The organism is Pseudomonas sp. R3-18-08 (genome assembly GCF_003852065.1).
GTDB lineage: Bacteria > Pseudomonadota > Gammaproteobacteria > Pseudomonadales > Pseudomonadaceae > Aquipseudomonas.
Genome location: NZ_CP027729.1, coordinates 4,044,657 through 4,059,362, shown reverse-complemented (window position 1 = coordinate 4,059,362; position 14,706 = coordinate 4,044,657). Strand labels below are relative to the sequence as shown.

The following is a 14,706-nucleotide window of genomic DNA, read 5'->3' as shown; positions in this document are numbered from 1 at the left end:
CGATGATCGAAAGATCATCGGCGTTTTTTATTTGGCGCCAGAAAAACCAATAAACCCTGGGTTTTCGGTAGTGCTAACCCCTTGAAATGCAAGGGCTGGCACAGGGCTAGTAAAAAAAATCAAAAAAACCCTCAAGCAACCGGCTACCACGACGATAACTATTACGTAGGTTCTCAGGCCACACCCGGCGGTTGCCAGGGCCGGAAGCCGCAGTATCCATCCATCGAGGATTTCGTCATGGCTTTAACAGTAAACACCAACATTGCTTCCATCACTACCCAGAACGGCCTTGGCAAAGCGGCCAACTCGCTGCAAACCTCCATGCAGCGTCTGTCCACTGGTCTGAGCATCAACAGCGCTAAAGACAACGCCTCGGGCCTGCAGATCTCCAACCGTCTGACCAGCCAAATCAACGGCCTGGGCCAAGCTGTAAAGAACGCCAACGATGGTATCTCCATCGCGCAAACCGCTGAAGGCGCAATGCAGGCTTCGACCGACATTCTGCAAAAGATGCGTACCCTGGCTCTGTCCTCGGCTACCGGCTCCCTGAGCGACGCTGACCGTACTTCCAACCAGGAAGAATACCAGGCGCTGACTTCGGAACTGACCCGTATCTCGCAAACCACTACCTTCGGTGGCCAGAAACTGCTCGACGGTTCGTACGGCACCAAAGCCATCCAGGTTGGCGCCAATGCCAACGAAACCATCAACCTGTCCCTGGACAACGTTGCTGCTAACAACATCGGCTCGCAGCAGATCAAGAGCGTCGGCGTTGCACCTAGCACCACAGGTGTTGCCGGTGGCGATATCGGTATCACCGGTAACGGCCAGACCGCTACTGTTACCGTAGCAGCAGGCGCATCGGCGAAAACCATCGCCAGCCAACTGAACGGCGCTGTAGGTGGCCTGAGCGCTTCCGCCAGCACTGAAGCTCAATTCAGCGTGGGTGCTGCCGCCAAGACCGCGCCTGCTACCTTCACCATGACTGTTGGCGGCCAAGCCACCACTTTCACCGGTGTAACCGATACCGCCAGCCTGGCTGACCAACTGAAATCCAACTCTGCAAAACTGGGTATCAGCGTCAACTATGACGAATCCAAAGGCACTTTGTCGGTCAAGTCCGACTCCGGTGAGAACCTGAACTTCAGCGCCTCCACTGACGCCGGTTCGATCACTGTTGCTACCAAAGACGGTAAAGGTGCCTTCGGTGCTGGCGTCGCTCTGGCCGACGGTCTGATCGCTACCGGTGCAGTGAACCTGGATTCGTCCAAAGGCTACGCGCTGAACGGTGCTGGTGTGACCGGTCTGTTCGCCGCAGCAGGTACTGCCGCAGCTTCGGCCAAAACCACTGTTGCACAGACCGACGTAAGCAGCGCTTTCAACGCACAGGCTGCTATCGCGGTACTGGACAAGGCTATCGGCGGCATCGATAGCACTCGTTCGGGCCTGGGTGCTGTTCAGAACCGTCTGACCACTACTGTAGACAACCTGACCAACATTCAGAAAAACTCCACCGCTGCACGCTCCACCGTTCAAGACACCGACTTCGCTGCTGAAACAGCTGAGTTGACCAAGCAACAAACCTTGCAGTCGGCTGCTACCGCGATCCTGTCGCAGGCCAACCAACTGCCATCCGCTGTACTGAAGCTGCTTCAGTAATAACGGCGCTTGGTAACTGACGGAAGGGCGCGTTTACGTGCCCTTTCGTCTTTTCGGTTGTAGAGGAGATTGGACATGGACATGAGTGTAAAGCTGGCCTCGTCTTATCCACCGGTAGCCCCTCAAGGCCCGGCCACCGCGGTGGTTGCGGACAAAGACAAAACCAAGGTCGAGGCGATCGTGCCGGCCGCCGGTGAGCCGAAACGGGCTGACCTGGAAAAAGCAGTCACCGATATTCGAGAATTCGTACAAGCGGCCCAGCGCAAACTGGATTTTTCCATTGATGATTCCACCCATCGGGTCGTGGTCAAGGTCATCGCCACTGAAAGTGGTGAAGTGATCCGCCAGATTCCGTCGGAAACGGCCTTGAAGCTGGCACAAAATCTGGCCACCGCCAGTCATGTGCTGTTCGATGAAAAGGTCTGAACTGGCATGAAACTTGTTGCGCTGTTTTCTTGAAGTGCGGTTCGTCAAGAAAACGCCAGCAGCCGTATTAGGAGAAAGACGATGGCGAGTACAACGGTAAACGGTGTGGGTTCTGGCATCGACATCCAGGGCATCGTAAAAGCTTTGGTCGACGCCGATCGGGCGCCGAAGCAGACCCAGATCAATACCCAGTCACAGAAAGCGACTACCCAGCTGTCGTCGATCGGCAAAATCCAGTCGGCGCTGGACGCTTTCCGTGGCGCCATCAAGAGCATGACCGACGACAACAGCTTCAGTGGCCTGACCGGCACTTCGTCGAATGAAAAGGTCGCGACCATGACCACCGCCCAGGGCGCTGCCAACGGCAGCTTCAACCTGGTGGTCAATAAACTCGCCCAGCCTTCCAAACTGTCCACGGTCACCCTGGCTGGCGGCGCTTCGACAGTGGTCAACAAGGGCGGTGCCGCAACCACCCTGACCATCTCCCAGTCGGGTAAAAAGTTTGATCTGAGCGTGCCGCCGGGCGCAACCCTGCAGCAGGTGCGTGACTCGATCAACACCCAGTTCGGCACCGTCGGGCTTAGTGCCAACATCGTTACCGACTCCACCGGCTCGCGCATGGTGTTGACTTCCACCACGGGTGGCGTCGGCTCGGACCTGACGTTGTCGGGCAACTCGGGTATTGATACCGGCTACAAAGTGATCGATACGCCGCAGAACGCCGAGTACACCATCGATAACGTGCCCTATACGTCCAAGACCAACAACATCACGGACGCGGTGAGCGGGGTCAGCATCAAGCTGCTGTCGGTTTCACCGCCCGTGGATACGAAGGACCCGGACGGGCCGAAGGCAACCACGACGATTTCCGTGAGTACCAGCACCGCGGCGCTCAAGTCCGGGGTCAAAGGCTTTGTCGACAGCTATAACGCTTTGCTCAAGGCGATGAATGCCGAAACCAAGGTGACCAAGGACGCGGCGGGTAACTCGGTATCGGCGACCTTGACCGGTGACGCCAACATGCGCTCGCTGCAAAGCTCCTTGCGCGCCGAGTTCAACGCCTTGTCCGGGAATGGCACCATCAAGTCCCTGGCACAATTCGGTATCAGTACCGACTCCGGTACCGGTCTGTTGACCATGGATGACAAAACCTTCGACAAGATTGCGCTGACCAACTCGGCAGATATCAGCAGTATGTTCAGCGGCAAGACCGGGTTGCTGGCACGCATGACCAATGCCACTGAAGGTTATGCCAAAGCGACCACCGGTATCTTCGCGACGCGCACGACCGCTCTATCCGATAGTCTCAAGACCTTGAGCAAGGACCAGGCGGAACTGGACGTGCATGTGGCGGATCTACAAGCCAGCCTGACACGCAAATACGCGGCGATGGATTCGCTGGTCGCCCAGTTACGCCAGCAAAGTAACAACATCATGGGCACGCTCAACGCGCTGAACAACCAGAAAAACAATTGATTGAATGCATGAAAAAAGCCCGGGTCATCTGACCTGGGCTTTGTTTTTTACAGGACCATCGGGGTTAAAGTTTCTAGCAGCCCAGTCGACATAATGGTTACTGAAATCCTTTTCGCTGTCGCCTGTCACGAGGTAGAACCATGAATCCCATGCGAGCCCTTCGCCAATACCAGAAGGTTAATTCCCATGCCCAGATCTCCGAGGCGAGCCCGCATCGCCTGGTGCAGATGCTGATGGAAGGCGGTCTGGACCGCATGGCCCAGGCCAAAGGGGCGCTGGCGCGTGGCGACATCGCTGCCAAGGGCCTGATGCTCGGCAAGGCGATTGATATCGTGATCGGCCTGCGTGACGGCCTGGATGCAGAAAAGAGTGATAACCCGGCCTACGTTCAGCAGTTGGAAAGTTTGTATGCATATATGACTAACCGCTTGATGGAAGCGAACCTGCATAACGACGCCGACATGATCGACGAAGTGGCTCGTTTGCTGATCACCGTAAAAGAAGGCTGGGACGCCATTGCGGCGCAACAGGCAGTAGCAGAATAAGGCCTGAAGCCTTAAGGAGCACGTCATGAGCCACGCACTGCAACGCATTGATGAAACCCGTGAAGCCTTGGTCGACGCACTGGCTGCGCGCAACTGGGACGCCATTGGCGAGCTGGACCTGGGCTGTCGCAATGTGATCGATAACGTGCTCAGCGAAGCGCCTGTGGACGAGAATGCGTTGCGGGAGAAGCTGGAGGCACTGTTGGCGGTGTACCAGCAGTTGCTTGAGGTGACGACCGGCGAGCGCCAGGCGATATTCGAAGAGATGTCGCAGATCAACCAAGCGAAAAATGCGTCAAAGGTTTACCATCTGTTCGGCTGATAGGGGCGCGGTTGGTCCGAACGGCGCGTCATATATTTGACTGTGCCAGCATTTTTGACTTAACTAGTGCTGTTTTCAGATTTCAGACGTCTAGTAGAAGATAAGTCTTACAGACGTCTTGATTGCCTTCATTCCGGGGCAGGAAGTTTTACTAGGGAAGTTGCTATTGCATGTGGCGTGAAACCAAAATTCTGCTGATCGATGACGATAGCGTCCGCCGCCGCGATTTAGCGGTGATTTTAAATTTTCTCGGTGAAGAAAATTTGCCCTGCGGTAGCCATGATTGGCAGCAGGCGGTCAGCTCGTTGGCGTCGAGCCGTGAAGTCATTTGTGTACTGATCGGGACGGTAAACGCTCCTGGCGCTGTTTTGGGCTTGTTAAAGACACTGTCAACCTGGGATGAGTTCCTTCCCGTGTTGCTGATGGGCGATATTTCTTCCGTGGACCTGCCGGAAGACCAGCGCCGCCGGGTACTTTCCACCCTGGAAATGCCCCCCAGCTACAGCAAGCTGCTCGACTCCCTGCACCGCGCCCAGGTCTATCGCGAGATGTACGACCAGGCCCGCGAGCGCGGCCGTCACCGTGAACCCAACCTGTTCCGCAGCCTCGTCGGCACCAGCCGGGCGATCCAGCACGTGCGCCAGATGATGCAGCAAGTGGCTGACACCGACGCCAGCGTGCTGATCCTGGGCGAGTCGGGCACCGGCAAGGAAGTGGTCGCGCGCAACCTGCATTACCATTCCAAACGTCGCGACGGGCCGTTCGTGCCGGTCAACTGCGGGGCCATCCCGGCAGAGCTGTTGGAAAGCGAATTGTTCGGCCACGAGAAGGGCGCCTTTACCGGCGCGATCACCAGCCGTGCCGGGCGCTTCGAACTGGCCAATGGCGGGACGCTGTTTCTCGACGAAATCGGCGATATGCCGTTGCCAATGCAGGTCAAGCTGCTGCGCGTGTTGCAGGAGCGCACCTTCGAGCGCGTGGGCAGCAACAAGACCCAGAGCGTGGATGTGCGCATCATTGCCGCGACCCACAAGAACCTCGAAAGCATGATCGAGGTCGGCAGCTTCCGCGAAGACTTGTATTACCGCCTCAACGTATTCCCAATCGAGATGGCGCCGCTGCGTGAGCGCGTGGAAGACATCCCGTTGTTGATGAACGAATTGATCTCGCGCATGGAGCACGAAAAACGCGGCTCCATCCGCTTCAACTCCGCTGCGATCATGTCGCTGTGCCGCCACGGCTGGCCGGGCAATGTCCGCGAGCTGGCCAACCTGGTGGAACGCATGGCGATCATGCACCCCTACGGTGTGATCGGCGTGGTCGAGTTGCCGAAGAAATTCCGCTACGTCGACGATGAAGACGAGCAGTTGGTCGACAGCCTGCGCAGCGACATGGAAGAGCGCGTGGCGATCAACGGCCACGCGCCGGACTTCGGTGCATCGGCCATGCTGCCGCCCGAAGGCCTGGACCTCAAGGACTACCTCGGCAACCTGGAACAAGGCCTGATCCAGCAGGCCCTGGACGACGCCAACGGCATCGTCGCGCGTGCCGCCGAGCGCCTGCGTATCCGTCGCACCACCCTGGTGGAAAAGATGCGCAAGTACGGTATGAGCCGCAAAGAGGGCGATGAACAGGCGGATGATTGACGCCTGTTTTTCAACCGGTTGATTCTTAGGTAGTTTTTTTTCGGCACGGGTATTGCTACAGCCCTCGCAACGTTCCGTTTAACTGACGGTCAGCCAAGCGAGAGAGCATGATGCCCCACGCCGCCCAACTATCTCCGGCCCCTGCCATCCAGGGGCTGGTTTCGCCTGTAGAGCCGCCGACCCGTCAGGGTCTTGAACAGGCGTTCTCGCAGTTCAACCAGATGTCGAGCCAGCTGACCGATTCCTACAGTCTGCTTGAAGCCCGGGTGTCCGAGCTTAAAGGCGAACTCGCGGTGGTCAGCGCCCAGCGCATGCAGGAGCTGGCCGAAAAAGAACGCCTGGCCAACCGCCTGCAGAATCTGCTTTCGCTGTTGCCCGGTGGCGTGATCGTCATTGATGACCAGGGCCGTGTGCGCGAAGCCAACCCGGCGGCCTGCGACTTGCTCGGCCTGCCGCTGGAAGGCGAGCTGTGGCGCCACGTCATCACCCGCTGCTTCGCGCCGCGTGAGGATGACGGCCACGAAGTGTCCCTTAAAGACGGGCGCCGCCTGTCCATCGCCACCCGCTCCCTGGATGCTGAACCGGGCCAATTGGTGCTGCTCAACGATTTGACAGAAACCCGTCACCTGCAAGACCAACTGGCGCGGCATGAGCGGTTGTCGTCGTTGGGGCGGATGGTCGCGTCCCTCGCGCATCAGATCCGCACGCCGTTGTCGGCGGCGTTGATCTACGCCAGTCATTTGACTGATGAGCAGTTGCCGGCGGCCACCCACCAGCGTTTTGCCGGGCGTCTCAAGGAGCGCCTGCACGAGCTGGAACATCAGGTGCGCGACATGCTGGTGTTTGCCCGTGGCGAATTGCCGTTGACCGACCGCCTGACCCCGGCCGGTTTGATGCAGGCCCTGCAAGCGGCGGCGGCCACGCATATCCAGGGCGCCAACCTGCGCTGGCAGTGCGACAGCCACCACGGCGAGTTGCTGTGCAACCGTGACACCTTGGTCGGCGCGCTGCTCAACCTGATCGAAAACGCCACCCAGGCCAGCGGCCCCGGTGCACGCCTCAAGGTGCACCTGTATCGCCGCGAGCAAACCCTGCGCCTGTGCATCAGCGACAGCGGCAGCGGTATCGCACCGGCCGTGCTGCAGCGCCTGGGCGAACCTTTTTTCACCACCAAGACCAACGGCACCGGCCTGGGCCTGACCGTGGTCAAGGCAGTGGCCCGTGCGCATCAGGGAGAATTGCAGTTGCGCTCCCGGTTGGGGCGCGGCACCTGTGCATTGATGACCTTGCCGCTGTTTTCCAGCGCGGCGAGCGCGGAGTAAAAGGATCATGGCTATCAAGGTTTTATTGGTTGAAGACGATCGCGCCCTGCGTGAAGCATTGGCTGACACGCTGCTGTTGGCGGGCCATGACTACCGCGCGGTCGGCTCTGCCGAGGAGGCCTTGGAGGCGGTGCAGCAGGAGGCGTTCAGCCTGGTGGTCAGCGACGTGAACATGCCCGGCATGGACGGCCACCAACTGCTCGGCCTGCTGCGCGCACGCCAGCCGCAATTGCCGGTGCTGCTGATGACCGCCCATGGCGCCGTGGAGCGGGCTGTGGACGCCATGCGTCAAGGGGCGGCGGATTACCTGGTCAAGCCGTTCGAACCCAAGGCCTTGATCGAACTGGTCGCCCGGCATGCCCTGGGCGTCATCTCGGCGGTGGCGGGCGAAGGCCCGATTGCCTTCGAACCGGCCAGCGCACAACTGTTGGAACTGGCGGCCCGTGTGGCGCGCAGCGATTCCACGGTGTTGATTTCCGGCGAGTCCGGCACCGGCAAGGAAGTGCTGGCGCGCTATATCCACCAGCAATCCAGCCGGGCCCAGCAGCCGTTTATCGCGATCAACTGCGCGGCGATCCCGGACAACATGCTCGAAGCCACCCTGTTCGGCCATGAGAAGGGCTCGTTCACCGGGGCTATCGCGGCCCAGGCCGGCAAGTTCGAACAGGCCGACGGCGGCACCATTCTGCTCGACGAAATTTCGGAAATGCCCCTGGGTCTGCAAGCCAAGTTGTTGCGCGTGTTGCAGGAGCGCGAAGTAGAGCGGGTGGGCGCACGCAAGCCGATCCAGCTGGACATCCGCGTGGTCGCTACCACCAACCGCGACCTCGCGGGCGAAGTGGCGGCGGGGCGCTTTCGCGAAGACTTGTTCTATCGCCTGTCGGTGTTCCCGCTGGCCTGGCGCCCGTTGCGCGAACGCCCGGCCGATATCATTCCCCTGGCCGAGCGCCTGCTGAACAACCACGTCAAAAAAATGAAACACGCCCAGGCGCGGCTGTCGGCCGAGGCCCAGGCCTGCCTGGTCGCTTACCCCTGGCCGGGTAATGTGCGCGAGCTGGACAATGCGATCCAGCGCGCGCTGATCCTGCAGCAGGGCGGCTTGATCCAGCCCCAGGATTTCTGCCTGGCCATGGGCAATGGCGTGGCGCCGTTGCCGAGCCTGGCGCCGGCACCGGTACTTGCCGAAACCGAATCGGCCGGCGCCCTGGGCGATGACCTGCGCCGCCGCGAATTCCAGATGATCATCGACACCCTGCGCGCCGAGCGCGGCCGCCGCAAAGAAGCGGCCGAGCGCCTCGGCATCAGCCCGCGCACCTTGCGCTACAAGCTGGCGCAGATGCGCGACGCGGGGATGGATGTGGAAGCGTATCTTTTCGCCACCTGAGCAAAGCCTAGGCTGACAGGGTTTGTCGGCTTTTCTTACGAGTCGCAACGAAGCTGGCACCCTTGTTGCACCTCCCCTGATAACCGCTGCGTAGTGTCAAAAAATTGCGGGTCGTCGGAGAGAGAAGGTCATGAGCCAGGGTATTGAGTTCAATCGGTTGATGTTGGATATGCGCTCCATGCAAATGGATGCCATGGCTCAACCGAAATCCGTCGCGCCAGCGCCGGAATTGGGCCAAAGCAGTTTTGCCGACATGCTCGGTCAGGCAATCAATAAAGTCAGTGATACCCAGCAGGCGTCCAGCCAGTTGGCGACCGCGTTCGAGATCGGTAAAAGCGGCGTGGACCTCACCGATGTGATGGTCGCCTCGCAAAAGGCCAGTGTTTCCTTCCAGGCCTTGACCCAAGTGCGTAACAAGCTGGTTCAGGCTTACCAAGACATCATGCAGATGCCGGTTTAAGGGCGAGATTTAAGTCATGGCAGAAGCAGTCGTGGACAACGTACCCGCCAAGACAGACGGCAAGCCGCCGCTGTTTGGCCTGTCGTTCCTGGAAAACCTCTCGGAAATGACCATGTTGCGTCAGGTGGGCCTGATGGTCGGCCTGGCTGCCAGCGTGGCGATTGGTTTTGCCGTGGTGTTGTGGTCGCAGCAGCCTGATTACCGGCCGCTGTACGGCAGCCTGGCGGGCATGGATTCCAAGCAGATCATGGAAACCCTCGCCGCCGCCGATATCGCCTACACCGTGGAGCCCAACTCCGGTGCCTTGCTGGTCAAGGCCGACGATGTGGCGCGTGCGCGGATGAAACTGGCGGCCGCCGGCGTCACGCCGTCCGACAGCAATATCGGCTTTGAAATCCTCGACAAGGACCAGGGCCTGGGCACCAGCCAGTTCATGGAAGCCACCCGCTACCGTCGTGGCCTGGAAGGCGAACTGGCGCGAACCATTTCCAGCCTGAACAACGTCAAGGGTGCCCGCGTACACCTTGCCATCCCGAAAAGCTCGGTGTTCGTGCGTGACGAACGCAAGCCGAGTGCCTCGGTATTGGTTGAACTGTTTTCCGGCCGCTCCCTGGAGCCTGGCCAGGTATTGGCGATCGTCAACCTGGTGGCCACCAGCGTGCCGGAGTTGAGCAAGTCGCAGATCACCGTGGTCGACCAGAAGGGCAACCTGCTGTCCGACATGGCCGAAAACTCCGCGCTGACCCAGGCCGGCAAGCAGTTCGACTACAGCCGTCGCATGGAAAGCATGCTCACCCAGCGCGTGCATAACATCCTGCAGCCGGTGCTGGGCAACGACCGCTACAAGGCTGAAGTGTCCGCCGATGTGGACTTCAGCGCCGTCGAATCGACGTCCGAGCAATTCAATCCGGACCAGCCCGCCCTGCGCAGCGAGCAGTCCACCAGTGAACAACGCACCGCCAGCAACGGCCCGCAAGGCGTACCCGGGGCCCTGAGCAACCAGCCACCGGCACCTGCTTCCGCCCCGCAAACCACCGGTGGCGCCGCTGCCACCGCTGGCGCGATTGCAGCCGGCCAACCGCTGCTGGACGCCAACGGCCAGCAGATCATGGACCCGGCTACCGGCCAGCCGATGCTCGCGCCGTACCCGGCGGACAAGCGTAACCAGTCCACCAAGAACTTCGAGCTCGACCGCTCCATCAGCCACACCAAGCAGCAGCAGGGCAAGGTCAATCGCCTGTCGGTGTCGGTGGTGGTCGATGACCAGGTCAAGGTCAACGCCGCTGACGGTGCCGTTACCCGCGCACCCTGGAGCGCCGACGAATTGGCGCGCTTTACTCGCCTGGTGCAGGACGCCGTCGGCTTCGACGCCAGCCGTGGCGACAGCGTCAGCGTAATCAACATGCCATTCTCCGCCGAGCGCGGCGAAGTGATCGCCGACCCGGCGTTCTACACCCAGCCGTGGTTCTGGGACATCGTCAAGCAAGTGCTGGGAGTGTTGTTCATCCTGGTGCTGGTATTTGGTGTGCTGCGGCCGGTGCTCAACAACATCACCGGGCATGGCAAGAAACAACTGGCCTTGGCCGGCAGCGACGTCGAACTGGGTGGCATGGGCGGACTGGATGGCGAACTGGCCAACGACCGCGTCAGCCTGGGCGGCCCGCAAAGCATCCTGTTGCCAAGCCCGAGCGAAGGCTATGACGCTCAGTTGAACGCAATCAAGAGTCTGGTGGCAGAAGACCCGGGCCGTGTGGCCCAGGTCGTGAAAGAGTGGATTAACGCTGATGAATGATCGAGTCGCTGTTGCCAAGCTCTCCCGGGTCGACAAAGCCGCCGTGCTGCTACTGTCGTTGGGCGAGACCGACGCCGCCCAAGTACTGCGCCACATGGGCCCCAAAGAGGTCCAGCGCGTCGGCGTGGCCATGGCGCAGATGCGCAATGTGCACCGCGAGCAAGTCGAACAGGTGATGAGCGAGTTCGTCGAGATCGTCGGCGACCAGACCAGCCTGGGCGTCGGCTCCGACAGCTATATCCGCAAGATGCTCACCTCGGCCCTGGGCGAAGACAAGGCCAACGGCCTGATCGACCGCATCCTGCTGGGCGGCAACACCAGTGGCCTCGACAGCCTGAAGTGGATGGAGCCGCGCGCGGTCGCCGACGTGATTCGCTACGAGCACCCGCAGATCCAGGCCATTGTCGTGGCCTATCTGGACCCGGACCAGGCCGGCGAAGTGCTTGGCCACTTCGACCATAAAGTGCGCCTGGACATCATCCTGCGCGTGTCGTCGCTCAACACCGTGCAGCCGGCGGCACTGAAAGAACTCAACACGATTCTCGAGAAACAGTTCTCGGGCAACTCGAACGCCTCGCGCACCACCCTGGGCGGGATCAAGCGTGCAGCCGACATCATGAACTTCCTCGACAGCTCGGTCGAAGGCCAGTTGATGGACTCGATCCGCGAGATCGACGACACCCTGTCCGGCCAGATCGAAGACCTGATGTTCGTGTTCAACAACCTCGCCGATGTCGACGACCGTGGCATCCAGGCGTTGCTGCGCGAAGTGTCGTCCGACGTGCTGGTGCTGGCCCTCAAGGGCTCGGACGAGGGCGTCAAGGAAAAGATCTTCAAGAACATGTCCAAGCGTGCCTCCGAACTGTTGCGCGACGACCTGGAAGCCAAGGGCCCGGTACGCGTCAGCGACGTGGAAACCGCGCAGAAAGAGATCCTCACCATTGCCCGCCGTATGGCCGAAGCCGGAGAAATCGTTCTCGGCGGGAAGGGCGGCGAAGAAATGATTTAAGGCGCCCCGCATGTCGAACAAAGATGAGACGCCCAGCGACCTGATTCGCGCGCGGGATGTCGGCGGGTTCGACATCTGGTCGTTGCCCAGCTTCGACCCCCATGTGCCGGAGCCAGAACCTGAGCCGGTGGAGGAACCGCCGGCACAGATGGAAGAAGTGCCGCTGGAAGAAGTCCAGCCGCTGACCCTTGAAGAGTTGGAAGCCATCCGCCAGGAGGCTTACAACGAAGGCTTCGCGGCCGGTGAAAAAGACGGCTTTCGCAGCAGCACCCTGAAAGTTCGCCAGGAAGCCGAAGAAGCCCTCAGTGGCCAATTGGCCAGCCTGGAGCGCTTGATGGGCAACCTGTTCGACCCCATCGCCGAACAGGACGCGCAGCTGGAAAAATCCATGGTCGGCCTGGTGCAGCACATCGCACGCCAAGTGATCCAGCGTGAACTGGTGCTGGATTCCAGCCAGATCGAAAGCGTGATGCGCGAGGCCCTCAAGCTGCTGCCCCTGGGTGTCGGCAACGTGCGGCTGTACATCAACCCGCAGGATTTCGAGCAGGTCAAAGCCTTGCGCGAGCGCCATGAAGAAACCTGGCGCATCGTCGAGGACGCGGCGTTGCAGCCTGGCGGCTGCCGCGTCGAGACCGAGCACAGCCGCATCGATGCCACGGTGGAAACCCGCATCAGCCAGATCATGACCAAATTGCTCGACCAGTTGCATGAGCAGGTGCTGCACCCGGCCGAGCCTGACCTGAGCGTTGACCTGGACGCCACCGATGCGCCTTGACCGCACCAGCTTCGCCAAGCGCCTGGGCAGCTACGCCGAGGCCACCGAGTTGCCCGGCCAGCCGATCCTTGAAGGGCGCCTGTTGCGCATGGTCGGCCTGACCCTTGAAGCCGAGGGCTTGCGTGCCGCCATGGGCAGCCGCTGCATGGTGATCAACGACGACAGCTACCACCCGGTGCAGGTCGAAGCCGAAGTGATGGGTTTTTCCGGCAACAAGATTTTCCTGATGCCGGTGGGCAGCCTCGCCGGTATCGCCCCCGGTGCCCGCGTAGTGCCGCTGGCCGACACCGGACGCCTGCCGATGGGCATGAGCATGCTCGGCCGCGTACTCGACGGCGCCGGTCGCGCGCTGGATGGCAAGGGCGGCATGAAAGCCGAGGACTGGGTGCCGATGGACGGCCCCACCATCAACCCGCTCAACCGTAACCCCATCAGCGTGCCGCTGGACGTGGGTATACGCAGCATCAACGGTTTATTGACGGTCGGTCGCGGCCAGCGCCTGGGCCTGTTCGCCGGTACCGGTGTGGGTAAATCGGTGTTGCTGGGCATGATGACGCGCTTTACCGAGGCCGACATCATCGTGGTCGGGCTGATCGGCGAGCGCGGCCGTGAGGTCAAGGAATTCATCGAGCACAGTCTTGGTGAAGAAGGGCTCAAGCGTTCGGTGGTCGTCGCCTCCCCGGCGGATGACGCGCCGCTGATGCGCTTGCGTGCGGCGATGTACTGCACGCGCATCGCCGAATATTTTCGCGACAAGGGCAAGAATGTCCTGTTGCTGATGGACTCGCTCACCCGTTTCGCCCAGGCCCAGCGCGAGATCGCCCTGGCCATCGGCGAGCCGCCGGCGACCAAGGGCTATCCGCCGTCGGTGTTCGCCAAGCTGCCCAAGCTGGTGGAGCGGGCCGGTAATGCCGAGGCCGGCGGGGGCTCGATCACCGCGTTCTACACCGTGTTGTCCGAAGGCGATGACCAGCAGGACCCGATTGCCGACTCGGCGCGGGGTGTGCTCGACGGGCACATCGTGCTGTCGCGGCGCCTGGCCGAAGAAGGGCACTACCCGGCCATCGACATCGAGGCGTCCATCAGCCGGGTGATGCCGGCGGTGGTGACGCCGGAGCACATGGCCCGCGCGCAATACTTCAAGCAGCTGTGGTCGCGTTATCAGCAGAGCCGCGACCTGATCAGCGTTGGCGCCTACGTGGCCGGCGGCGATCGCGAGACCGACCTGGCCATTGCGCTGCAACCGCAGTTGGTGACCTACCTGCGCCAGGGGCTGAACGACAAGATCAGCATGGGCGAAAGCGAAGCGCATCTGCAGTCCATCTTCGCCCCCGCGCCAGGCGGCTAAGCCATGGCCAACAGCCGCGCCGCGCGCCTGGCCCCGGTGGTGGAAATGGCCGAAAAGGCCGAAAAGACCGCTGTGCAGCGCCTGGGCTATTTCCAGGGCCAGGTGCGCCTGGCGGAAAGCAAGCTGGGCGACCTCGAGCGCTTTCGCCTCGAGTATCAGCAACAGTGGATCGAGCGCGGCAGCAAGGGCGTGTCGGGCCAATGGCTGATGGGGTACCAGGGCTTTCTCAACCAACTGGAAACCGCCGTCGGCCAACAGCGCCAGAGCCTGGCCTGGCACCAGAACAACCTCGATAAGGCGCGCGAAAGCTGGCAAGCGGCGTTCGCCCGCGTCGAAGGTTTGCGCAAATTGGTACAGCGCTATCTCGACGAAGCGCGGGCCCTTGAGGATAAGCGTGAGCAAAAGCTGCTGGATGAGCTGTCCCAGCGCCTGCCCCGCCAGGAACAGTTCTAACCAATGTGGGAGGGGGCTTGCCGCTCCCACATTTGAACTACTGTGTTGCTCAGATCGAATTCGCCTGCTACACCTTGTGTCTAGTGCCA

Annotated in this window: 14 protein-coding genes; all 14 read left to right on the top strand. The window is 61.0% G+C overall.

Annotation, left to right across the window (positions count from 1 at the left end):
- The first annotated feature begins 237 nt into the window (after nt 1-237).
- The 14 genes from C4J92_RS18535 to fliJ all read left to right on the top strand — a co-directional run bounded on the left by C4J92_RS18535 (nt 238) and on the right by fliJ (nt 14,617).
- Nucleotides 238-1,659 carry a flagellin gene (locus tag C4J92_RS18535; RefSeq protein ID WP_124404863.1) on the top strand — a complete coding sequence of 474 codons (1,422 nt, stop codon included), beginning with the start codon at nt 238-240 and terminating at the stop codon, nt 1,657-1,659.
- 75 nt (nt 1,660-1,734) lie between these two features.
- Nucleotides 1,735-2,085 carry a flagellar protein FlaG gene (locus tag C4J92_RS18530; protein WP_124404862.1) on the top strand — a complete coding sequence of 117 codons (351 nt, stop codon included), beginning with the start codon at nt 1,735-1,737 and terminating at the stop codon, nt 2,083-2,085.
- A gap of 81 nt (nt 2,086-2,166) precedes the next feature.
- Nucleotides 2,167-3,561: a flagellar filament capping protein FliD gene (gene fliD, locus C4J92_RS18525; RefSeq protein ID WP_124404861.1), complete on the top strand. Its 1,395-nt coding sequence runs from the start codon at nt 2,167-2,169 to the stop codon at nt 3,559-3,561.
- 140 nt (nt 3,562-3,701) lie between these two features.
- Nucleotides 3,702-4,106: a flagellar export chaperone FliS gene (gene fliS / locus C4J92_RS18520; RefSeq protein ID WP_124367850.1), complete on the top strand. Its 405-nt coding sequence runs from the start codon at nt 3,702-3,704 to the stop codon at nt 4,104-4,106.
- 25 nt (nt 4,107-4,131) lie between these two features.
- Nucleotides 4,132-4,428 carry a flagellar protein FliT gene (gene fliT, locus C4J92_RS18515; protein ID WP_124367849.1) on the top strand — a complete coding sequence of 99 codons (297 nt, stop codon included), beginning with the start codon at nt 4,132-4,134 and terminating at the stop codon, nt 4,426-4,428.
- A 170-nt stretch (nt 4,429-4,598) separates the two neighbouring features.
- Nucleotides 4,599-6,074, top strand: coding sequence for a sigma-54 dependent transcriptional regulator (locus C4J92_RS18510; RefSeq protein ID WP_124404860.1), 1,476 nt, complete (start codon nt 4,599-4,601; stop codon nt 6,072-6,074).
- Nucleotides 6,075-6,184: 110 nt separating this feature from the next.
- Nucleotides 6,185-7,396 (top strand): PAS domain-containing sensor histidine kinase, encoded by a 1,212-nt coding sequence (locus C4J92_RS18505; RefSeq protein WP_124369003.1) that lies wholly within the window; start codon nt 6,185-6,187, stop codon nt 7,394-7,396.
- Nucleotides 7,397-7,403: 7 nt separating this feature from the next.
- Nucleotides 7,404-8,780: a sigma-54 dependent transcriptional regulator gene (locus tag C4J92_RS18500; RefSeq protein WP_124404859.1), complete on the top strand. Its 1,377-nt coding sequence runs from the start codon at nt 7,404-7,406 to the stop codon at nt 8,778-8,780.
- A gap of 130 nt (nt 8,781-8,910) precedes the next feature.
- Entirely contained in the window at nt 8,911-9,240 is a 330-nt protein-coding gene (gene fliE, locus C4J92_RS18495; RefSeq protein ID WP_017134937.1) for a flagellar hook-basal body complex protein FliE, read from the top strand.
- A gap of 16 nt (nt 9,241-9,256) precedes the next feature.
- Nucleotides 9,257-11,032: a flagellar basal-body MS-ring/collar protein FliF gene (fliF, locus tag C4J92_RS18490; protein ID WP_124404858.1), complete on the top strand. Its 1,776-nt coding sequence runs from the start codon at nt 9,257-9,259 to the stop codon at nt 11,030-11,032.
- Nucleotides 11,025-12,041, top strand: coding sequence for a flagellar motor switch protein FliG (gene fliG / locus C4J92_RS18485; protein ID WP_057721344.1), 1,017 nt, complete (start codon nt 11,025-11,027; stop codon nt 12,039-12,041). Before fliF ends, fliG begins: the two co-directional genes overlap by 8 nt.
- Nucleotides 12,042-12,051: 10 nt before the next feature.
- Nucleotides 12,052-12,816: a flagellar assembly protein FliH gene (fliH, locus tag C4J92_RS18480; RefSeq protein ID WP_124404857.1), complete on the top strand. Its 765-nt coding sequence runs from the start codon at nt 12,052-12,054 to the stop codon at nt 12,814-12,816.
- Nucleotides 12,806-14,164 carry a flagellar protein export ATPase FliI gene (gene fliI, locus C4J92_RS18475; protein ID WP_124363780.1) on the top strand — a complete coding sequence of 453 codons (1,359 nt, stop codon included), beginning with the start codon at nt 12,806-12,808 and terminating at the stop codon, nt 14,162-14,164. Before fliH ends, fliI begins: the two co-directional genes overlap by 11 nt.
- A 3-nt stretch (nt 14,165-14,167) precedes the next feature.
- On the top strand, nt 14,168-14,617 hold the full coding sequence (gene fliJ, locus C4J92_RS18470; protein WP_124363779.1) for a flagellar export protein FliJ: 450 nt from the start codon (nt 14,168-14,170) through the stop codon (nt 14,615-14,617).
- The last annotated feature ends 89 nt before the right edge of the window (nt 14,618-14,706 follow it).